The organism is Spiroplasma endosymbiont of Cantharis rufa, assembly GCF_964019665.1.
Classification (GTDB): Bacteria; Bacillota_I; Bacilli_A; order Mycoplasmatales; family Mycoplasmataceae; genus Spiroplasma_A.
Genome location: NZ_OZ026459.1, coordinates 1,033,747 through 1,056,781, shown reverse-complemented (window position 1 = coordinate 1,056,781; position 23,035 = coordinate 1,033,747). Strand labels below are relative to the sequence as shown.

The 23,035-nt window shown below is 25.9% G+C and carries 21 protein-coding genes and 1 tRNA gene; 19 read left to right on the top strand and 3 right to left on the bottom strand.

All coding sequences use genetic code 4. The features are described 5' to 3' along the window. From rsgA to AACL15_RS04560, 3 genes are read left to right on the top strand one after another with little or no spacing between them, the layout of a single operon-like run. Entirely contained in the window at nt 1-885 is an 885-nt protein-coding gene (rsgA, locus tag AACL15_RS04570) for a ribosome small subunit-dependent GTPase A (RefSeq protein ID WP_339033864.1), read from the top strand. Beyond that, nucleotides 885-1,559, top strand: a complete 675-nt coding sequence (locus tag AACL15_RS04565; protein WP_339033862.1) for a ribulose-phosphate 3-epimerase — start codon at nt 885-887, stop codon at nt 1,557-1,559. Before rsgA ends, AACL15_RS04565 begins: the two co-directional genes overlap by 1 nt. Next, nucleotides 1,549-2,166, top strand: a complete 618-nt coding sequence (locus AACL15_RS04560; protein WP_339033860.1) for a thiamine diphosphokinase — start codon at nt 1,549-1,551, stop codon at nt 2,164-2,166. Before AACL15_RS04565 ends, AACL15_RS04560 begins: the two co-directional genes overlap by 11 nt. A gap of 36 nt (nt 2,167-2,202) precedes the next feature. Here AACL15_RS04560 and AACL15_RS04555 read toward each other — a convergent pair. Further along, a tRNA-Leu gene (locus AACL15_RS04555) sits at nt 2,203-2,285 on the bottom strand. 66 nt (nt 2,286-2,351) lie between these two features. Beyond that, nucleotides 2,352-2,552: a 50S ribosomal protein L28 gene (rpmB, locus tag AACL15_RS04550; RefSeq protein WP_339030291.1), complete on the bottom strand. Its 201-nt coding sequence runs from the start codon at nt 2,550-2,552 to the stop codon at nt 2,352-2,354. A gap of 219 nt (nt 2,553-2,771) precedes the next feature. Here rpmB and AACL15_RS04545 point away from each other — a divergent pair, with 219 nt between their 5' ends. From AACL15_RS04545 to phoU, 12 genes are all read left to right on the top strand, one after another. After that, nucleotides 2,772-3,083, top strand: coding sequence for an Asp23/Gls24 family envelope stress response protein (locus tag AACL15_RS04545; protein WP_339033858.1), 312 nt, complete (start codon nt 2,772-2,774; stop codon nt 3,081-3,083). 128 nt (nt 3,084-3,211) lie between these two features. Continuing rightward, complete coding sequence (locus AACL15_RS04540; protein ID WP_339033857.1) at nt 3,212-4,852, top strand: DAK2 domain-containing protein; 1,641 nt, start codon at nt 3,212-3,214, stop codon at nt 4,850-4,852. Nucleotides 4,853-4,924: 72 nt separating this feature from the next. Beyond that, complete coding sequence (locus tag AACL15_RS04535; RefSeq protein WP_339033855.1) at nt 4,925-5,674, top strand: hypothetical protein; 750 nt, start codon at nt 4,925-4,927, stop codon at nt 5,672-5,674. Nucleotides 5,675-5,702: 28 nt separating this feature from the next. Next, nucleotides 5,703-9,434 carry an FtsX-like permease family protein gene (locus tag AACL15_RS04530; RefSeq protein ID WP_339033853.1) on the top strand — a complete coding sequence of 1,244 codons (3,732 nt, stop codon included), beginning with the start codon at nt 5,703-5,705 and terminating at the stop codon, nt 9,432-9,434. 44 nt (nt 9,435-9,478) lie between these two features. Then, nucleotides 9,479-9,697 carry a hypothetical protein gene (locus tag AACL15_RS04525; RefSeq protein ID WP_339030298.1) on the top strand — a complete coding sequence of 73 codons (219 nt, stop codon included), beginning with the start codon at nt 9,479-9,481 and terminating at the stop codon, nt 9,695-9,697. 74 nt (nt 9,698-9,771) lie between these two features. Next, complete coding sequence (gene plsX, locus AACL15_RS04520; RefSeq protein ID WP_339033851.1) at nt 9,772-10,776, top strand: phosphate acyltransferase PlsX; 1,005 nt, start codon at nt 9,772-9,774, stop codon at nt 10,774-10,776. After that, on the top strand, nt 10,776-11,468 hold the full coding sequence (gene rnc / locus AACL15_RS04515; protein WP_339033849.1) for a ribonuclease III: 693 nt from the start codon (nt 10,776-10,778) through the stop codon (nt 11,466-11,468). The genes plsX and rnc overlap by 1 nt, the downstream gene beginning before the upstream one ends. Nucleotides 11,469-11,600: 132 nt before the next feature. Next, nucleotides 11,601-14,552 carry a chromosome segregation protein SMC gene (locus AACL15_RS04510; protein WP_339033847.1) on the top strand — a complete coding sequence of 984 codons (2,952 nt, stop codon included), beginning with the start codon at nt 11,601-11,603 and terminating at the stop codon, nt 14,550-14,552. 24 nt (nt 14,553-14,576) lie between these two features. Further along, complete coding sequence (gene ptsS / locus AACL15_RS04505) at nt 14,577-15,767, top strand: phosphate ABC transporter substrate-binding protein (RefSeq protein ID WP_339033845.1); 1,191 nt, start codon at nt 14,577-14,579, stop codon at nt 15,765-15,767. Next, nucleotides 15,760-17,886 carry a phosphate ABC transporter permease PstA gene (gene pstA / locus AACL15_RS04500; protein ID WP_339033843.1) on the top strand — a complete coding sequence of 709 codons (2,127 nt, stop codon included), beginning with the start codon at nt 15,760-15,762 and terminating at the stop codon, nt 17,884-17,886. Before ptsS ends, pstA begins: the two co-directional genes overlap by 8 nt. Nucleotides 17,887-17,889: 3 nt before the next feature. After that, nucleotides 17,890-18,759, top strand: a complete 870-nt coding sequence (pstB, locus tag AACL15_RS04495; protein WP_339033841.1) for a phosphate ABC transporter ATP-binding protein PstB — start codon at nt 17,890-17,892, stop codon at nt 18,757-18,759. 12 nt (nt 18,760-18,771) lie between these two features. Then, on the top strand, nt 18,772-19,461 hold the full coding sequence (phoU, locus tag AACL15_RS04490; protein WP_339033839.1) for a phosphate signaling complex protein PhoU: 690 nt from the start codon (nt 18,772-18,774) through the stop codon (nt 19,459-19,461). A 12-nt stretch (nt 19,462-19,473) separates the two neighbouring features. Here the strand turns inward: phoU and AACL15_RS04485 are convergent, their stop codons facing one another. Next, complete coding sequence (locus AACL15_RS04485; RefSeq protein WP_339033837.1) at nt 19,474-20,361, bottom strand: hypothetical protein; 888 nt, start codon at nt 20,359-20,361, stop codon at nt 19,474-19,476. Nucleotides 20,362-20,439: 78 nt separating this feature from the next. On the opposite strand from AACL15_RS04485, the gene ftsY reads away from it, so the two are divergent. The 4 genes from ftsY (at nt 20,440) to AACL15_RS04465 (ending at nt 22,975) form a co-directional block, all read left to right on the top strand. Further along, a complete protein-coding gene (gene ftsY / locus AACL15_RS04480) occupies nt 20,440-21,426 on the top strand; it encodes a signal recognition particle-docking protein FtsY (RefSeq protein WP_339033835.1) in 987 nt (328 codons plus the stop codon). Further along, nucleotides 21,419-21,742 (top strand): YlxM family DNA-binding protein, encoded by a 324-nt coding sequence (ylxM, locus tag AACL15_RS04475; RefSeq protein WP_339033833.1) that lies wholly within the window; start codon nt 21,419-21,421, stop codon nt 21,740-21,742. The genes ftsY and ylxM overlap by 8 nt, the downstream gene beginning before the upstream one ends. After that, on the top strand, nt 21,742-22,506 hold the full coding sequence (locus AACL15_RS04470; protein WP_339033831.1) for a TIGR00282 family metallophosphoesterase: 765 nt from the start codon (nt 21,742-21,744) through the stop codon (nt 22,504-22,506). Before ylxM ends, AACL15_RS04470 begins: the two co-directional genes overlap by 1 nt. Nucleotides 22,507-22,609: 103 nt before the next feature. Continuing rightward, nucleotides 22,610-22,975 (top strand): hypothetical protein, encoded by a 366-nt coding sequence (locus AACL15_RS04465; RefSeq protein ID WP_339033830.1) that lies wholly within the window; start codon nt 22,610-22,612, stop codon nt 22,973-22,975. Nucleotides 22,976-23,035 lie beyond the last annotated feature (60 nt).

Here is a 23,035-nt window from a genome sequence, read left to right as displayed (position 1 = left end):
ATGAATAAAGGAATCATTTTAAAAATATTAAGTGAATATGCATATGTATTTTTTGAAAATGAATTATACGAATGTAAAGCAACAGGAAAAATAAGACATAGCAATCAAAAACCAACAACAGGAGATTATGTAAATTTTGAATTTACTGACAAACAAAACTTTAAAGGATCATTAACTGAAATTTTGAAGAGAAAAAATGAACTTTATAGACCTAGAATAGCAAATATAGATCAAGTAGTCATTATAACTTCTTTAAGAGAGCCAATTTTAAACACTTATACCCTTAATAAATATTTGTTTTTTCTTGAAACACTTAATTTAAAACCAGTTTTAGCTTTTACAAAAGCGGATTTAACAAATAATGAAGATGAGGAAGTTAAAAAGGCTAAACTGTATGGAACTATTGGTTATGAGGTCTATTTAATAAATAATATGATTGATACTGATAAAAATTGAAATAATTTTTTAAAGTGTTTGGAGAATAAAACCTCTGTTTTTACAGGTCAAACTGGAGCTGGAAAATCAACAACTTTAAATCATATCATTCCAAATGCTTTTGAAAAAACACAAGGAATTTCAAAAGCATTAAATAGAGGTAAACATACAACAACAAAAAATGAGTTATTTATTTATAAAAACTCATTAATTGGTGATACACCAGGATTTTCTTCTTTTGAGTATAAGGAAGTTAATAAAGAAAACATTGCTTTAAGCATTAATTTTTTTAAAGATCAAAGCTGTAAATTTAATAATTGCTTACATTTGAACAATACACCAGGTTGTAAAATTCTTGAAGCAGTTAAAAATCATAAATTTCCAGAATTTATATATAATGATTATGTAAAAATTCAGTTGGAAATTGAAAATCAAAGGAGAAAATATTAATGGCAAAATTTATTGTAGCTCCAAGCATTTTAACTGCTAACTTTTTAGATCTAAAATCAGATTTAGATAAGTTAAAGGAAGCAAAAATTAAATGAATTCATTATGATGTTATGGATTATAATTTTGTCCCGAATTTATCTTTCGGACCGAAAATACTAACAGATATAGTTAATAGTTATAATTTTAATATTGACTTACATTTAATGGTTAAAATTCAAAATATTTCTGTTAAGGAATACCTTAAACCATTTCTTGTAAAAAATGTAAAGCAAATCACAGTACATTTTGAAGCTCTAACTAAAAAGCAAATGTTAGAATTTTTAGTTTTCTGTAATAGTAACAATATAATTGCTTCTATTTCAATAAATCCAAATACTGATGTTTTCAAAATTAAAAAATACTTACCTAAAATAAAAAATGTTTTAGTCATGAGTGTTAATCCTGGATTTGGTGGGCAATCATTTATTTCTAATTCTTTGGACAAAATCCAAAAATTAAAGGCATTAAAAGATGAAAATAATTACTCTTATTTAATTCAAGTTGATGGAGGAATAAATGAAGAAACTTATCAACTTGTTCAAAAAGCTGGAGTTGATGTAATTGTAGCAGGAAGTTATTTAGTTGGTTCTTCTGTAAAAAATTTAAAAGAAAGGGTAACTAAACTTGAAGGATAAAGCATTAATTGTTATTTCAGAAACTAACATTAACTTAAAAATTTTTGAAAAAACTCATTTAATTATTGGAATTGAAAGAGGATGTCTAGATTTAATAAAAAAGGGCATTAATATAGATATTGCAATGTCTGATTTTGATCAAGTAACTCAAGAAGAATTGGAGATTATAAAGTTAAAAGCAAAAAAATTTATAACTTTTAACCCTGAAAAAGATTATTTAGATGGAATAGCAGCAATTCATTATTTAGTTGATAAAGAGATAAAAGATATTACAATGATAGTTAATCCATCAAAAAGATATGATATGAACTTAACTATTATTGATTACGTATTTAATCATAATGTAAAAATATTTAATGAAAAATCAGTTATTTTTAAATTGAATTCTGGTGAAAATATTATTGATTTTAATAAATATCAAGATTTTACATATATCTCCTTATTTAGTTTGAAAGATAATGAAATCACTATTAAAGGTATGAAATATGAAGTAAAAAACATTAAGTTAAAGTCTTTTAATTCTTTGGCTTATTCAAATCAATTTTTACCGTATGTAGATCCTAAAATTTTAATTAAAGAGGAGGTTATGATTATTATGACAAAATAAAAAAGCAGATTGTAATCTGCTTTTTATTTTTTTAGTTGGTGCCCTCTATCGGAGTCGAACCGATACGATTTCTCGGCAGATTTTGAGTCTGCTGCGTCTACCAATTCCGCCAAGAGGGCAATACCATTAATTATTATATAATGAAAAAAAAGAAACTTCGATGAGTTTCTTAATTTATTGTACTTTTATTTTGCTAATTGATTATTTCTTTTTAAAGTTCTAAGTGTTCTTGCTGAAACTTTTAAAGTCATAACTTTACCATTTTCATCCATTACTTGAACTTTCTGTAAATTAAGGTTTCATTTTCTTTTGCTGGCATTCATAGCATGTGATCTTGAATTACCTGACAAAGGACCTTTACCTGTTAAACCGTCTTTTCTTGCCATATTTTCACCTCGGACTTATAAATAATATAATAATTAGGTTAAAAATACAAGAAAATATTTAAATTATTCTAAAGTAAATTTTTACTTTTTAGACTTATTATTTTATTATTTTGCTTTAATAGTGTAAAATTATTTTGTACTAATTTGAAACGTAACAACATGATTTTTTTGTTATCCTGAATTAGAGAATAAAATTGTACACTTTTTACGGAGGCCAAAATGATAAATAAAGCTATTTTAGATTCTATATCAAATGCTGTTGTTACAGTACCTGGAGTGGCATCATTTGCAAATTATGCAGCTAAATCAGAATTTGAATTAAAAACTGAAGATATTGCAAAGGCAGTAGAGATGGTTTCAACTGATACAATGGACAGAGTGAAAGTACATATTATTTTAATCAATGGAGTTAACATACGAGACGTTGTTAGTGAAGTTCAAATACGTGTAAAGTATGAATTAGAAAAGCTTTCTCAGTTCGTGCGAAATTATATAGTTGATATTGCAGTAGATGATCTTATTGTCGTTTAGACAATATTTTATTTCTTTTATCAAGTGCAAATATTAATATATAAACTGGCAAATATAAATTTGCAATTTTTTAATATTTTTAATTTTAAATAATAAAAAAACAATATAGTTTAGAAGGTGACAATACTATGAAAGATACACAAATTTTAAAAGGTATGATAACTAGTGGGGTTAATAATTTATATAATAATTATCCTCATATAGATAAACTAAATGTTTTTCCTGTACCTGATGGTGATACAGGAACAAATATGAATTTAACTTGTACCAATGGATTTGTTGAAATTGAAAAAGAAGAGTTTACTAATGTGGGCTCATTAATGAGCAAATTTTCTAGAGGCCTAATAATGGGTGCTAGAGGAAATTCTGGTGTTATCTTCTCTCAAATCATTAAGGGTTTTTCTAATGGAATGAAAGATAAGGAAAAACTTGATTTAGATACTTGAAAAGAATCTTTTGCAAAAGCAAAAGATGTTGCATATGCAGCAGTTATGAAACCAGTTGAAGGTACTATTTTAACTGTAATTCGTGAAACTAGTGAATATGTAAATTCTCTTGTTGAAGAACAAGCACCAAATGACTTTTGAGAAGGGCTTGTTAAAGCTGCTAATAAATCTTTAGATAATACTCCAGAGCTATTACCTGCTTTAAAAGAAGTAGGGGTTGTTGATAGTGGTGGATATGGTTTAGTTAAGTTTTTTGAAGGAATGCAATATTTTGTTAAAAAATTAAAACCAATATCAAAATTAAAAAAATTAGAAGAAAATACAGGTTCAAATATTGAGATGTCAATTGAAGAGGAATTTGGTTATTGTACAGAAGCAATTGTTATGCTAAATGAGGAATTTATTGATAAGTTAAAAATTGATACAGTAAGAGATACTTTTGAGCAATATGGAAATTCATCAATTGTTGCAGTTATGGATAGAGATATTTTAAAGGTGCATACACATGCATTAATGCCAGGACAAGTATTATCTTATTTACAACAATTTGGAGAATTTAAAAATATTAAAGTTGAAAATATGACTTTACAAGCAGATAAACACGTAGCAAATACTATAGAGACTTCAGCAAGAGTTACTGCTCAACAACAACGTAAATTGAAAAATGATGTTGCTACAATAGCAGTTGTAAGATCAAAAGGAATTCAAGATTACTTTAAAAATGATTTAAGTTTAGATTATGTTATTGATGGTGGTCCAAAGATGAATCCTTCAACAAATGATTTTATGAAAGCAATTCAAGCTGTTGATGCAAAAACAGTATACATTTTCCCTAATGACTCAAATGTATTGTTAGCAGCAAAACAAGCAAAAGAATTAGAAAAAATGTCAAAAATAGTTGTTATTGAAACTAAAACAATTCCACAAGGAATTACTGCATATCTAAATCTTGATATTGAAGATACTCCTAAAAAGAATGAATCAAATATTAATAAGGCTATTAAAAATATTGTTTCAGTTTCAATTAATAAAGCAGCAAGAGATGTAACAATGGATGGTATAAATATTAAAACTGGTGAATATATGATGATGGCAGATAAAAAAATTACAATATCTGCAAAAACTTTAAAAGATGTTTTCTATAAATCATTGTCAAAATTTATTACTGCAAAAACAGAAATTTTAACAATATTTACAGGCCAAGATGCATCATTTAAAGATATTAATGATCTTCGTAAATATCTTGATGAAAATTATGATGTAGAATATGAAGTTATTGATGGACAACAAGAAGTATATTCATTCATTATTGGTATAGAATAAAAATGATTCATAAGAATCATTTTTTTATTTAATAAGTTATAATAAATATGTTTTATAAAGGGAGAAAAAATTATGCTTTCTATTAAAAATAAGAAAAATAAAAATATTAGTTGCACAATAATAAGCATAATAATTTTATTACTTTCTTTATTTTGCTCAATAACTTTAATTAAATTTCTAATAACTAATAATCTTTATATCTCAAATTATTTATTATACTTTGGTTTATTTGGAATTACATTTCTTTTATCTGCAATATATATTTATAAGTTAGTTAATTATATTAGAATAATTAACTTCTTAAAAAAAATTAAATTGGAGCAAATAAATAAGAATCTTTTTAATAATTTAATCAAAAAAGTAAAAATTAAACTTAGCCCTGTAGTTTACTTGGTTTTAGCAATTTCTATTTGAATCCTATTTGTAAGTATGATATCAGAAGATAATCTAGTTAAATATTTTGAACTAAGTAAATCTGTTTATATTAATAAAATAACTTTTTTATTAATAATTTTCTCAACTTTTGAGTTTTTAAGTATTATATTTATATTTGTTATATTGAACTCAATTAGAAATAAGAAGTTCAAATGAACATATATTAAAAAAATAAGTAATAGTTTATATTTAAAATTTTTAAATTTAGCAATTTTTTTATCAATTAAGTTTTATCAATTAAAAAATAAGCTATTAAAGTTTTATACAAATCTTATAAAAGAATTAAATTTTTATGATATTGGTCAAAGAAATATTATAGCTATAAAAAAAAGATCTTTTTTAGCAGAAAAATTAAAGGGAGAATGTCCACCTAATTCTATTATTTAAAGTATTTTAAATTAGTTAGGAGAAAAAAATGAAAAATATATTTAAATCTTATATGAAGGCTTTTTTAAAGGCTTGAGTAGAGACACTAGGAACAATTATGTTTCTAATGATTTTTACAATGCTTATTTTTGGGATGTTAGCTACACCTTTACAATTATCATTAAAAGCATCATCAGTTAAAAAAAATACAAACCTTTGACAAGAACAATGACAAGGGATAACTAAGATGGATGATGACTTTATTTATCCATATATTTGAGAAAATCAAGAATTCATAATTGAATATAAGGATATGACTTTTGAACTAAATCAACCTTCAGAAGAAGGATGATTACAAGAAGGAACAAAAGATATAATTCAAGAATATGCAAAGGATGTTGTAGAAGAAATTGCTGGTTCTAAAACTAAAATCTCTGATGAAGAAAAAGAAGAACTTGAAAAGCAACAAATTCTTTTAGGTCTAAGATCAATCATTTGGTATTATACATATTATGGAAACGATAATACAATTAATGAATTTACTACAAAAGGTAAAGAGAGACCACTAAAAGTGGGAGATATTTTTACTCAAGAAGCTCAAGAAGAAATTGCTAGTTTTGGGGATTATCAAAACAGAAATATTAATAATTATGTAATTCTTTCAATTTTAGAGCAATTAAAAAATCAATCAAATGATTCATTTTTGTATGAAAATTTTATTAATGTAAATATTAAAATGCAAAAAGGTGCAGAAGATCATTTTATTTATAATATGTCAAATGTTAGTGCACTAAGTGAAAATGATCCATATGATATAAATAATATTATTTTGCAAAGTGGAAGATTACCAGAAAAAAATAATGAAATAGTTATTAGTGATGCTTACGCTAAAAATCAAAATAAAAAAATTGGAGATGAAATATTATTAGGTGTTGATCAACCTTATCAAGGCTCAACAAATTTTCCAAAACCATTACCATTTAAAATTGTTGGTATTGGTCTAAAATACAGTTCATTAACGCCAATTAACTTCTCATCATTTTCAGATTCTATTCAAAACTATGGTCAAGTATTCTTAAAAAATAGTTTTTTTACAGAAGAAAAAGATGAAAATGGCTATACATTTAGTGAACTATTTACAACAGATAATATGACATCAAATTCTGCACTCGGATTTTACTTATTTTATCGTGAAGAAACTTTTATAACTAAGAATAGTAATAACTATAATCTTAATGAACTTTTCTCAAGCAATATAGTAAACAGTAATAAAAAAGATTCATCATTGACAAATCTATCAATTTTATCTCCTGGTACAACTATATTTAAAGAACCAAGTGAGCATAGTGTTATAGCCACATTGACAAATTTATATATAATTACATGAATTTATGTCATGATTGGAGCAATTCTATTTTTATTAGGATTTATGTTTATACTATTTGTTCTTAAAAAAGAAATTAATAATACAAGAAAGCAATTGGGAGTTTTTAAATCACTTGGATATAGAACTAGTGAGCTTACATGAGTGTTCTCACTAAAAACTTTCTTAACTATGATTATAGGAATAGGAATAGGGTATTTACTTTCTTTCCCATTCCAAATTGATAGTGCAACCAAACAGTTTAGTACGTTTGTTATTTTTGACTTTCAAACAATATATGCTTCTCCAATATTTTTAATGGTCTTAATGATAATTGTGCCTATTTTATTTGCTGGACTAAGTTATTTGATCATTTTTAAATTCCTTAATGAAGGAGCTTTATCTTTATTAACATCGGGACCTAAAAAAAGTAAATCAGATGTAATTGTTTTAATATTAAAAATTATATTTTTCCCTGCTTTAATTTATTCTTTATTTAACTGAATTATTTTAAAAATATTGAGAAAAAGAAATAAGGGATTTACATTTAGAATGCAACATGCCTTTGTCTCTGCGGGGAAAGGTAAGTTTACTCTTATTATGGGATTATTCTTATTTAGTTCATTCTTGTTTACTTTGCAATTAAGGGCAATGCCTGTAATTAAAAATATGATTGAAGGAGCTTACAATATTTATACAAAAGATGTTAACCATTATTATTCTTTTAAAAATGTTGTGCCAATTAAAGTATCTCCAAATGGAATATATCAAGATATTACAAAAGAAAATTATGGTCTTAAGTATGAAAATATTGAAACTCAAAAAGTTGAAGAGTTTATTAGAAATTCACAAGAAGATAAATACAAAACTACAAATAATTTTTCTTTATTAATGTCTAGTATTTCAAAGGTAAGAGATGAAATTATAAATACAGAATATTGAGAAAGTAATAAAGAAATAATTTCTGGTGTGGCTACATTAACTGCTTTAATTACACCACTAAATCAAAAAATATCTACAAATCAAAATCTTTTAAATAGAATAGAAGTTCCTGAAGAAATTCCAAAGTATTCAATTCTAAAAGTAACTCCAGAACAAATGAGTGGTATTTTTTTGGATGATATTGGAAAATTAGCTTGTGTATCTCCTTTAGGTATGAACTATAAAGGTAGTTGTGAAGATATTGAATCTGTTAAAAAATATTTTATAGATGATTTAAATAATATTCTTCCTAGAAATCAAACAAGAGCTGAAATTAAGTTAAGTAATACTTTAATTAATCTACTAACAACCTTTGTAAAAATGAAAGAGGGAATTAACTCTCTATTAAGTGTTAACAAAATAATATTTAATGGAAATGACGAAGCCCTTCAAACAATATTGCCATATCATATTAAAAATAATAATGATGTAGATATTGAAAACTCTGTTTTAAGATTAATTGATACCACAAATAAAATTGGTGGAAATACAAGAGCTGTTGTGAATCTTGACTCAGTAAGTGAAAAAGCAATGAAAGAATTACAAGAGAGTAATAAAGATTATATCAATGCTGTAATATCTTTTAGACTTTCAAAAATTTTAAATAAAAATGTTGGAGATGTATTTGAAATAACTTTAGGAAAAGATAAAACTGTTAATATAAGAATTGCTTCAATAAATGAAAATGATACGTTACTTCAAGATATCTACGTTGATTATTCAACATTTATAAAAAATGTAAATGAAGTTCAATCAATAGATAAAAATGAGTTATTATTCAACTCAATAATAAGTACAAAAGTTGCAAGTGAAGGTAAAATCGATTTAAAAGATATTGCTGGTTCTCAAAGAAATTTTAAATACTCAAGAGATACTTATACAATTGCATCTTCACAAAATAAACCGTGACTAGGTAGTATTTTAGCACCATCAATTGATGGAAATTCATTGGATAAACCAACAGCTGTAAATTTCTTTATGGACTCATCTGTTATTACATTACCTATATTAAAGTCTGTAATAAATCAGGTGCTTGGTAAAATGACAAAAGCAATGTTGATGTATATTTTAATTGATATAGTTCTTCTTATTATTTTATTGATAGTAATTATGAATATTATTATTACTGACTCAATAAATGTTATTACAATAATGAGATCCCTAGGATATAAAAATGGTGAAATTAATTGAATGGTTATGGGGAAATATATTTCAGGTTCAGCAATTAGTTACTTATTTGCATTCTTAGCTTCACTTGTAGTGTGATCTGGAATTCAAGCATTTGTTTGAGGTAGATTTAAAGTATTAATTGCTTTGCCTTCATTACCTTGAATACCATTTGTTTCGGCAATAATTTTAGGAGCAATTCTTTACATTGGCTGAACTGCAGCTATGTTACAAATTAAAAAACGCCCACTGACATTGCTAGTTAGTTAAAAATTAGGTATAATTTTTATATTAAAAATAAGGGAGCAAATAAAATGCCATTACCAAAACAAAAAGTTGAAAATTCAAGTGATGTTTGTTGCCCTGGCGGAGCACACAATTGTTTCACATGTAGAGTTTGTAGCGGTTCATTTCATGGATGTCAAAGTTGTTTAAAATGTATAGGATGTCAAGTTTGTTTATCAAAAGAATGTCCTTGTTGCGTTAAAGGTACTATAAAACAACAACAAAATAATGCTAAATATAATAAATAAAACATAAAATGTTTTATTTTTTTTGCTTTAAAGTCTAATTGTATATATAATCACTAATGTACAGGAGTTAAAATATGGATTATAAAGTAATAGCTTTTGACGTTATGGGTTCGGATAATGGTTTAATTCCAGCAGTTGATGCTGCTATTAAACTATTAGGTGAGCAAAAAGATTTAAAAATTATTTTTGTTGGAAATGAAGAGAATTTAAAAAAAGAGTTGTCTTCAAAAAAATATAACCATGATCAAGTTGAAATTTTAAATACTTTGGAAGTAATTGAAATGACAGATGGAATAATGGATATTAGAAGAAAAAAAGATTCAAGTATGGTTAAAGCACTTGAATTAGTAAAAGATGGAAAAGCGCATGCAATTACAACTGGGGGTGCAACAGCTCCTTTTGTAGCAGGTTGTCATTTTATTTTGAAAAAACTTGATGGTATTGAAAGACCTGGATTTATGCCAGTTATACCAACATTAGTTAAAGGAAAAATTACTCTTTTATTAGATGTAGGGGCAAATTTAGAATGTGATCCTGAGGATTTAGTAAATTTTGCTATTATGGCAACAGCATATTCAAAGGCTGTTAATGGTGTGGAAAATCCTGAAGTAGCATTATTAAACATAGGTGAGGAAAAATCAAAGGGCTTAGAATTACATCAAAAGGCTTATAAATTATTACAAGAAAATAAGTCTTTAAATTTTGTTGGAAATATTGAATCAAGATATTTAGCAAGTGGTAAAGTAGATATTATTGTTACTGATGGTTACACAGGAAATATTGCTTTAAAAGCAGCAGAGGGAATGGGAAAATCTCTTTTAACAGAAATTAAATCTGCACTTACAAAAAATATATTTAGAAAATTAGCTGCATTAAGATTGCGTAAAGCATTTAAAGAAGTTTCAGCAAAGTTTGATTATAAAAATCATGCTGGAGCAATAATTTTAGGAGCAAAAAATATTGCTTTTAAATCTCATGGCTCAAGTGATAAAATAGCTTTCTATGCAACTTTGAAAATGACTTACAATGCAATTAAAAATGACGTTGTTAAAAAAGTGGAAAAGGCGTTATATAAATAATGACAATTAAAAAATTTCTTTTAAATGAATTTGCAATTGTAATTAAAGATGAGTCTTACTATAGTGAGGCTTTAACACATAACTCATTTTCAAACGAGAATAGACTTGCTAAAAACTATCAAAGACTTGAATTTCTTGGGGATGCAATCTTACAAATGAAAGTAAGTGAATATCTTTATAAACTATTTCCAAAATCAAATGAGGGTTTATTAACAAAATATAGAAGTTCAATTGTAAAAAAAGATACTTTAGCTGAAATATCAAGAAAAATAAAAATTGGACAATTAATTAGATTAGGGATCGGTGAATTAGATTCAAAAGGTTTTGAAAAGGATTCAATTCTTTCTGATGTTTATGAATCAATGACAGCTGCTATATATTTAGATCAAGGGGAAAAAATACTTGATAAATGACTAAAAAAAACTATTTTTAGTGATTATGTAATAAATCAATTTTTAGATAAATCACATGACTTTAAATCTGAATTGCAAGAACTTATTCAATTAGAAATAAGAAGTGAATTATCTTATGTTGTTATTAGTCAAGAAAAACTTGAAAATAACACAACTTTGTTTATAGTTAATGCTGTTCTTGAAGGAATGGTGTTTGGAACTGGAAAAGGAAGCAATAAAAAGCAAGCTGAACAAGAAGCTGCTAAGAATGCTTTATCAAAAATTAAAAAAAATAAATAAAGGCTTAAAAAGGCCCTTAAATAAAGGGTTTTTTAAATTTTAAATTTTAAAAAAAATTGTACAAATGCATTAAAATATATATAATGAGTTTGTTATATAGGACGGCTATATACGATTACAAGAGGTAAAAAAATGATATTCTTAAAAAAAATTGAAGCGTTTGGGTTCAAGTCTTTTGCTGAACCTACTACTTTAAATTTTGACTTTTCAATGACAGGGATAGTAGGTCCCAATGGTAGCGGTAAATCTAATATAAATGATGCTATTATGTGAGCTCTTGGAGAACAATCATATAAATCACTTCGTGGAGATTCAATTGATGATATTGTATTCTCAGGAAGTAGTGAAAAGAAACCATTAAACATGGCAGAAATTACCCTTGTATTCGACAATAGCAATAAAGCCTTTAGTTCATTAGAATATAATGAAGTTTCAATTACAAGAAAGTTTTTCAAATTAACAAAAGAATCTGAATATTATATAAATGGAAGTAGAGTTCGTTTAAAAGATATTCAAGATGTTGCTTTAGAAACAGGTTTAACTAAATCAAGTTTAGCAATTATATCTCAGGGATCAATTAGTAACTTTGTTGAATCAAAACCTGAAGATAGAAGAAGGCTTTTTGATGAAGCAGCAGGGGTTGCTCGTTATAAGAAAAGAAAAGATGAAGCTATTAGAAAACTTGTAAGATCACAAGAAAATTTAGATAGACTAAATGACATAATAAATGAAATTGAAAGAAAATTACCAACTTTAAAAAAACAATCAAAAAAAGCTGAATCTTATAAAGAATTTTTTGATGAACTAAAAAATATTGAAGTTGCAGTTCTTGTAAATGACATAAAACTTTATAAGCAAAAAATAATTGAAATTAATGAACAAAAAAGTGAAATAAAATTAGAAATTAATTCGTTAGATAAACAAATTAGTAAAAGAAGTGAAGAGTTTAACACTATTGCAGATTCAAATTATAATAAGGAAAAAGAATTATCAAAGCTTAACAAAGGGTTTACTAATATAGTAGAGAAAATTAGTGAATTAAAAGTCTCAAGAATTACTTTTGAGTCTAAAAAAAATAAAGTTGATATCGATGATAAAGAATTTAAAATTTCTGATTTAAAAAATAGGGCAAAGGAATTAGAAATTAGATTAGAAGCTGAAGAGCAAAAACTTTCAAAATTATTAAAAGATAAAGTTGAAAAAAGAGAAAGTTTAGATGATGCTAGTGAAAAACGTTTTAGATTAAATCAAGAATTAGATGCAATCAGAAAGCAACTTGCTAAAACTGAATCAAGTTTAGAAACTCTATTAGCAAGAAAAAATTCTTTTGATAACTTATTTGAAGGAGTAAAAAATATTCTTGAAAATAGATCAACACTATCAGGAATTATGGGAACCGTTCAGGAATTAATTAGTATAAATAAAAATTATGAGGTTGCACTTTTAACTGTAATTCAAAATGGATTACAAAATATAGTTGTTAAATCAACTAAAGATGTAAAAATTTCAATTGATTTCTTAAAAAACAATAAGGCAGGTTATGCAACATTTTTACCACTTGATAATTTAAAACCTAGTTTTATTAATAATGAAACAAGATTTATTATTCAAAAATCAAAGGGATTTATTGGATTTGGAAATGAACTTGTAAATATAGATAAAAAATATCAAGTAGTATTAGATTATCTTTTATCAAATTATTTAGTTGTTGATGATTATGAAAATGCAATAGAGCTTTCAAAAATTACAAATCAGAAATTTCACATAGTTACTTTAGATGGGCAAAGAATATTACCACATGGAGCAATTATTGGTGGAAGTAGAAGAAGTAAAAATGTAGTTTTAAATGACTCTGCTCAAATTCAAGAATACGAAAATCAGAAAAAAGAACTTGATCAAAAAGAACTTGAAACTTCCAAAGAAGTAGAAGTTCTAAGTGGTATGATAGAAGTTTTACGTGAAGAAATTGCTGAAATTCAAACTGCAATAGGAGCTTCTAGAAACTCTTCTCAATTAATTGAAAAAGAGGCAACTGAAGTAAAAGAAGAATTTAGAATAATTACTGGTAAAGAACTTGATGGAGGTCAACAAGAATTCCAATCAATTGATGAACAAATTATTAAAATTATTTCTGAGATATCTGCACAAGAAACATTAAAGGATGAAATTCAACAGCAAATTAATGTTATTAGAACTTTAAAAGATAAATCAAATGAAAGACAAAATAGTTTAAACTCAATTATTAACCAAGATAGAGGTTTATTATCTTCATTAAAAGATAAGTATTCAAATTTAAACTCTGATGGAACTTTAATGCAAGAAAAACAAGTTAATGCAACAACGAGATTAGCTCAAAATTATAGCTTAACTTTTGAAGCAGCATTGGAACTAAATACTAGTCTTATTGAAACAGAAAGTGAAGTTAGAGATAGAATTAATTATTTAAGAAAAGAAATTCATTCATTGGGGAATGTTAACTTAGATTCAATTGATGAATATCAAGAAGAAAATGAAAGATATCAAACATATGTTGAGCAAACTCAAGATGTGCTTGAATCTATTAAAAATCTAAAAGATGCAATTGGCGATATGGATCAACAAATGATAATTCAGTTCAAAAAAATAATTAAAGATGTTAATGGAGTATTACCAGATACATTTGCAACATTATTTGGGGGGGGAACTGCATCAATTATTTATACAAATCCAGATGATATTTTAAATACAGGTATTGATTTAAAAATAGCTCCACCAGGTAAAAAAATTGCAAATCTAAATCTATTAAGTGGTGGAGAAAAATCAATGGTAGCATTATCTGTTTTATTCTCAATTCTAAAAGTTAAACCAATTCCATTGGTTATTCTAGATGAGGTAGAAGCTCCTCTAGATATTGCAAACGTAGAACGATTTGCAAAATATATTAAGACATTTACTAAGAGTACACAATTCATGATTGTTACTCATAGAATGGGTACAATGGAAAATTGTGACACTTTATTTGGAGCAACAATGGAACAAAAGGGTATTACAAAACTTGTTCAAATTAAGTTAATTGAAGCAAAAAAATTATCAAATACAAATTAGCATAGAAATGCTAGGAGACGAAATATGACAAGAAAAATAAGCATAATATTACTGACATTCTTATCAGTAATATTATGTCTATGAATATGAAGTGCTGTTGCACCTAAAAAGGCAATTATTTTAGGTGGAAGCACTAGTGTTAACCCATTTATGCAAAAACTTACAAAAGAATATTATAATAAACCAGAGAAAGTAGATTTTATTTATAATTCAACAGGAAGCCAAGCAGGTGTTGGTGGAGTTGAAAAAGATATGTATACAGCTGGTTTTATTTCTAAGGATATAAGTAATAAGACTTTAACTAAAGGAAATAATTTTTTAGAAATATGTCAAAATTCAAATGAATGTGAATTTGATCCAAAAGCAATTGAAGAAATTCAAACTGTTGAAAAAAATAATTCATATATTGCATTAGAGTTTGCAATTGATGCAATTGGAGTAATATATAATCCTCCTGAATATTGAAATAAAAAAATTAAATTAATAAATAATAATGAAATTAGTTTAAATGATCTTATGAATTTTAAAAAAGAAGATGAAGATGAATTATTGAAAAAAGCTTATAGTGGAAATTACACTTGAGAAGAGTTGGCAATAGAGTTATTAGGTTTAAAAGAAGACTGAAATAATAATCAAGATTTTTATGAAGAAATGTTTAACTTAATAAATGCTCAACCAAAAACTAAATTAATTACTTTTACTAGAGAAGATGGGTCTGGAACAAGATCAGCTTTTTCAGATTTAACTAAAATAAAAGATATGTCTTCTTCAAATGTTGTTAATTCAAATGGTTCAATGATTGAAAATATGACTAAAAGTCCAAGCTTAGGTTACGTCTCTAATGGATTTTTAGGTCAATTGTCTGAAGATGGTGTTGTAAAATTAGCTGGATTTAACAATTTCAAATTACCAATAGGAAAAGATAATGTTCCATTAGAATGATCAGAAGAAGAAAAAAAATGACAAGATTGAAAGCCAGAAAAAGAATCTGTAGAATTTAATATTAATGAATCAATCACAGATAAATTTATTAAAACTGAGTATGAATTTAAAAGACCATTCATTGCTATATTTAGTATATATAATAAAAAATTAAATCAATTAATGGATCTTTTTAATTTTATGAATAGAGATGGTTCAAATGAAGTATTCAAAAGTGAAGGACTTGTTAAAAATATGAGATATAAATCTTTAGGAGGTACTTCTAATGGTTAAAAACTCTGTAAAAAGTTTGCCAAAGGCAAAAACCTCTAAAATGGATTTATCAACTAAAATATCTGTTTTTTTTGTAACAACAATTGTTCTTATTATATTAGCTGTTTTAGTTGGATATATATTATATAAATCTATTCCAGTATTTAAAGAATTTTCTTTTTTTAAGTTCTTATTTTCTGGAATGTGAGCACCAGCAAGAGATGGTGAAGATGGCTCTTATGGATTAGGTAAGATAATATTATCTACTCTAATGATGTTATTTTTAACTTTATTATTTGCAATACCTTTAACAATATTTAGTTCGCTTTTTATTACTGAGTACTTAAAAAATAGAACTAAAAAATTTGTAGTTACTATGATTCAACTATTAGCTGGGATTCCATCTGTTGTTTTTGGATTATTTGCACTAGATCAAATTGGACCAATTTTTGTTGCCATGGGTGCACCAACTAGTGGAAATATGATGACAGCAAGTTTTACATTGGCTTTTATGGCTTTACCAACAATGATTAGTTTATCTGTCAATGCTATTGAATCAGTTCCAGAGGGGCATAGATTTGCTTCTCTTGGATTAGGAATGACAAAAGAAAAAACTACTTTTGGTGTAGTTTTAGTAGCTGCAATGCCAAAAATTATTACAGCAATTATTACAGGAGTTGCTAGAATTATTGGTGAAACAATGGCTGTTATATTAATAGCAGGAAATTCAACAAAAGGGTTAAATACAAATGATGGCTTTTTTGGATTTATATTTTCTTCAATTAGAACTTTAGCAGGAACAATAGGTTTAGAAATGTTAGAAAACCATGGGACAACTCATGAGTCTGCACTTTATGCTATTGGGATGGTTTTATTTGTAATAGTTATTTTTATAAACTTATTAATTATTGCTGTGGGAAATATTAACAATAAAAAAACAAAGTCTATTAAAAATATGAAGCATAAAAAAGTGAAAGCAATTAAAAATGATTATCGATATGACAGTCATAATTTAAATATTCTTGTTCACACTTATACTGAAAAAAGATTTGCCAAAAAGGTAAATAGTTTTATTCTTAATTTCTTTATGATTTCTTCAACTGCAATAATTATTGGATTTACTAGTTGAATTTTATTGACAGTTACAATTAAGGGAATTGGTGGATTTGATGCAACAGCTTTTGTTGAAATTGAAGGACAAAGAAGTGGAATTTTTGCTCTATTATTTACAACAATATTGTTAGTTTTAGCAACAATAATATTTGCTATACCATTAGCTTTAATAGTGGCTATTTATTTGGCAGAGTATGCTCACAAAGATAGTAAGTTTGCAAAAATTATAAGATTTTCAATAAACGTGCTTGCATCCACACCAAGTATTGTATTTGGAGTTTTTGGATTAAGTTTATTTGTAGTAGGTATGGGAATTCCAATGTCCATATTTGCAGCAAGTTTAACAATGACAATTGTAATATTACCATCAATGATAACAAACTTTGAAGATTCAATTACAGGAGTACCTTTACTTTATAAAGAAGCAGCTTATGGAATGGGTATGACAAAAACGGGAGTGCTGTTTAAAGTTATCATTCCTAATTCAACTAAGGGACTTGTCACCGCAACTATTCTAGCTGTTGCTAGAATTATTGGAGAATCAGCACCTGTTTACTTAACTTTGGGAACAGCTGTAAGAATGCCATCAGAAGGATTCTTCTCATCAGGAGCTACATTAACTACTCAAATTTATATGATGGCTTCAGAGGGAAATGATCCTCATACTTTAGGAGTAGCATATCAAATTGCCCTAGTTACAATATTTTTAGTTTTAGGTTTAAATATTTTAAGTAAGTATATTGGTTTCAAATTAAATCCAATTCATAAAAAAGTTTCAATCAAAATGCGATTCAAACTATTCATTGGAATGTTTACATGAACAAGTATTAAAAAGGTTTCATTAAAAACAAAAAAAGATACAATATCCTTGTATAAGAAATGAGTAAATGTCTTTAATTTTAAAAGAATAAAAATATATGCCAAAAATGCTAAAACTCGAAATAATGTTATAAGAACAATTAAGAGTGAATCGAAATTAAAGTCTAAACCTAAAAAAATTAGAAAAATAAAAGAGAGTGAGAATTAAAAGATGGTTTCAAATAAGAATGTAGAAAATGAAATTGTTGAAACTGATGATTTAGAGATATTATCAGAAGAGAAAATATTTCAAAAACCTAAAAAAGTAGCTTTGAAACAAAGACAAAATGTAATAGAAATTGAAGGTTTTAATTTCTATTATAACTCTGGTTCAAAACAAGCATTATTTGATATAAATATGGCAGTAAAGGAAAATACAGTTACAGCTTTTATTGGACCATCTGGGTGTGGGAAATCAACACTATTAAGATCAATAAATAGAATGAATGATCTTGTAGATAATATTGCAATTGATGGTAAAATTATTGTCCATTCAAAAGATGTTTATGAAAAAGGTACTGATGTTGTTAAATTGAGAACTGAAGTTGGTATGGTATTTCAAAAAGCAAATCCATTTCCTATGTCAATTTATGATAATGTAGCTTTTGGTCCAAGAAATCAGGGAATTTCAGATAAAAATATTTTAAATCAAATCGTTGAGGATTCATTAAAAAAAGCAGCACTTTGAGATGATGTAAAAGATTACTTAAAAGACTCAGCATTGGGATTAAGCGGTGGTCAACAACAAAGATTATGTATTGCAAGAGCAATAGCAATGAGACCAAAAATCTTATTAATGGATGAACCAACTAGTGCATTAGATCCAATAGCAACGTTAAAAGTTGAAGAACTTATACTAAAATTGAAAAATGAATATACAATAGTAATAGTAACCCATTCAATGGCACAAGCTACAAGAGTGAGTGATTATACAGCTTTCTTCTTACATGGTGAATTAATCGAGTATGATAGAACAAAAAAAATATTTACAAATCCAAAAGATCAAAAAACAGAAGATTATATTTCAGGAAGATTTGGATAGGAGGGGAAATGGATGTCATATAACAAAATATTAGATAGTGATATCAAAACTATTAAACGTGAATTAATAAGATTAGTAGAAGCTACAAAATCTCAATATGCAAATACTTTCGAATCTTTAAAATCACAAAATCTTGAATTAGCACAAGAAGTAGTTAATGGCGATATCAAAATAAATGATTTACAAAATAGTTTCACAAAAATGGCTTTATGAAAAATTGCAAAACAACAAATGGTAGCTGGAGATTTAAGATTAGCAGTTGGGGGAGTTTTAATCAGCCGTGAAATTGAAAGAATTGCTGATGTGGCTAAACATATTTGTGCTTTTACTATCAAGTACAATCCCCAACCAATTGAAATTGAATATATATCAAAAATGTTTGATTTAGTTAATAAGATGCTAAATATAATCTCACTTTTAATTGATAATTATGATAATGACCAACATCAAAAAGTTTTAAAGGCTGAGGAACAACTAAGTATGGAATTCTCAAATTTATCAAATATTTTAGCAACTAGAATATCAGATTCTAAAAATGCAACTGAATCTAAAAAAATAATTACAATTGTAAGACAATTGAAAAATCTAGAGAGAGCTGGAGAATGTCTTATAAATATTGAAGAAACATTACAATTTATTAGAACAGGTAAATTTGAAGAACTTCAAGAATCAATGATTAATAATTTGAGCACTAAGAAATAATAAAAGGAACTTTTAAAAAGTTCCTTTTATTATTTCCAATGTAATCAACTTAGCACAACTAAAGTATTTACTTGAAAGTGAGAAAGTAATTTGTTTTTCATTTTTTGCTTCAATTTTAAATAAGTTATTATAATTAGCTCTATTTTTATTAAAAAATGAGTATTTTTTAATTCAATCAAATATTTCCTTATTCATCATTTCTTCATCTTCATAGTAGGTAATAAATTTATCACTTTTTTTAATTCCAATGTTTGATGAATCTCTTATTATTCTAAAATCCAAATTGGTATTATTTAAAAAATTAGCTTTTATAATATCATTTTGTTGTTTATTCAATTCTTGAAAGTCTAAGAATTCTCAAAATTCATCTACATTATTTAAAAATATACTTGATGAAACATATTTGTCAAATATATTTTTAAATTTACTCTTTAAAATATCTTCTAGTTCAATTTGAAGATAGCTACCCTTATTTAAAACTAAAGGATTAATAAATAAGTATCTATTTAAAATATTAACTACATCATCAATTTTGTCGTAGTTAAATAAAACAACATTAAATTTAATTAAAATTTTTTCATTAAGAATATTTGAGTTTTTCTTATCTTTAAATAAGATATCTATTTCTCCATTTTCTTGATTTAGTACTTCAAAATCAATTTTTTTGTATAAAGCCAACCCAAATTCACTATTAGAAAATGCTTCCTTTAATAATTTTTGTATTTCCCTATTTGTTAATTTATCCACATTTTCTTGCTTTTCAACTTTTAAATAAAGAAAATCATCTAAGCCAATTAAAAATTTTGAATATTTATTTACATTTTTATCTGCTAGTGTCATGCTTACACCAGTAGAAACAGTTAAACCTAAAGATAGTCAAACTGATAACATTTTTTTCATAATATCGCCTCACACATTAATATATATATAATATATTAAAATTATTATACAATTAATATTGAGAAATGAGGAATTTTTATGGGATTTTGAAGTAATTTAAAAGAGAGACATGAAATCAAAAAACAACAAAAAAAACATAAAAAAGAGCACAAAAAGACTTTAACATTTTCAACTGATATAAAAAAATTGAGTAAACATTATAAGGAACCAAATAATGAATTTTTTGAGGACTTAGAAAATATTTTAATTAGAACTGATATGGGAATGAAAATGGTTTTAGACATATCAAATAGAGTGAGAAAAAAAGCAAAAGCAAAGCATTCTTTTGATCAAATAAAAGAAATTCTTGTTGAAGAGATATATGAAACTTATAATAGTGGTCGTAAATATAATGATAAATTAAACTATAAAGATGATAGATTAAACATTTTTATAATGGTAGGTGTTAATGGAGTTGGAAAAACAACAAGTATTGCAAAAATAGCAAATTATTACTCAGGTATGGATAAAAAAGTTTTAATAGCAGCAGCAGATACATTTAGAGCAGGAGCTGTGGAACAACTTCAAGAATGATGTGATAAAAGGCTTAAAAATGTAGATCTAATAAAATCTGAAAATAATTCTAAAGACCCTGCAAGTGTTGTTTTTGATGGAATTAAAAAAGCAATTGCTGAAAAATATGATTTATTATTAATTGATACAGCTGGAAGACTTCAAAATAAAGAGCACTTAATGAAAGAATTAGAAAAAATGACTAAAATTATTCAAAAGAGTATTTCTGATGGTCCTCATGAGAGATTGTTGGTTATTGATGCTCAAACTGGACAAAATGGAATAAGTCAAGCAAAAGCTTTTTCAGAAACAACTAATATTTCAGGGATAGTTCTTACAAAAATGGATGGTACAAGTAAAGGTGGAATTGCTTTAGCTATTAAAGATATTTTAAATATTCCAGTTAAATTAGTTGGTACGGGTGAAACTGTAAATGATATAGAAGAATTTGATATAGACAATTATATTTGAGAACTAACATCAGATTTTATGGAAGATAATATAAATGATTAATCAAGATATACAAAAAACTGCTGATTTAGCACAACTATATGATTATTATAAAAGGTTATTAACTGAAAAACAGTGTCAATATTTTGAATTATATTTTTTTGAGGATTTAACTTTGCAAGAGATCGCTAAAGAATTTAAAGTATCAAGAAATGCTATTTATGATAGCATTAGTAAAACTTCTTTATTATTAACTGATTTAGAAAATAAATTAAAACTAAAATTAAAAAATAATAAAATCAAAGAAGTTTTGGATAATGCAAAAGTAAAGAAAATTTCAATAGAAGAATTGATTATAGAATTGGAGAAAAATTTATAATGAATTTTTTAGTGGTAGGAGATGTATATTCAAAATCTGGAAGAGATGTATTAGAAAAACATCTTAGTTTTATTGTTCAAAAAAACAAAATTGATTTTATTATTGTTAATGGTGAAAATATTAGTCATGGTAAAGGTATAAATAAAAATCACTATGATTTTCTTAAAAAATTAAAAGTAAATGTAATAACTAGTGGAAATCACATTTTTAAAGTTAAAGAGACTTTTGATTTTATTAATAATGTTGATGACCTTTTAAGACCTGCAAATATGAACTCTTTTAATTTGGGAGTCGGGACAAATGAATATAACTTTGGAAATTTAAAAATTAGAGTTACTAATATGATGGGTAAGAGTTTTATGGAACATGTAAATAATCCATATGAGGTAATGGACAAAATAATTCAAAAAAATACAGCTGATATTCATATTGTTGATTTTCATGCTGAGGCAAGTGCTGAAAAATTAGCATTTGCTTGAAACTATGATGGAATTTTAACAGCTGTTGTAGGAACCCATACACACGTTCAAACAGCAGATGAGAGGTTATTACCAAAAGGTACTGCTTTTATTACAGATGTTGGAATGACAGGACCTATTAACTCAATTATTGGAGCTAATCCAGAAGAAGTTATTTTTAAAGAAAAAACTGGACTACCAAGTAAGTTTACACCATCTGAAAATCCAGGACTTCTTTGTGCTGTTATTATAAAATTAGATTCAGAAAATAAGGCAAAATCAATTGAAAGAATACAATTGCTATAAAACTTTATTTTTTATAGTAAGGGCTTTTTATAAGAAAATATTTTCTATTTTAAATTGTGTATAATAAAAATATAAATACCTATTACTAGGAGAGAAAATAATTATGAAAAGACAAGACAGACTTAGAAATTTACATGAATGTTTATTGGCTTTAGATAAAGAGGTTATGAATGTTTGTGGGGGTATTGAACAAAACTTAAAATCATTTTTAAAATACAGAGATACTTATGATAGTGTTTTGAAAGAAATTGAATATGAAAGAAAAAACGAAATGTATGGACGCCAATCAATTTATGATTTTGAAAAAATGAGAGTTAATTTAGAGCAAGATGCAGGTAATGTTGTTTATGAGGCAATTAATGTTATAGGGAATAATGAATTTATAACTAGAAAGCAGAATGTTATTTATGCATTTTGATTTATGGGACAATTTGATGTCTATGCATTAGAATTAGCTCATGAAGATTAAGAAAACTTATAAAAAGTACTTTTTTGAGTACTTTTTATTTATAATTAAAAAGGTGATTTT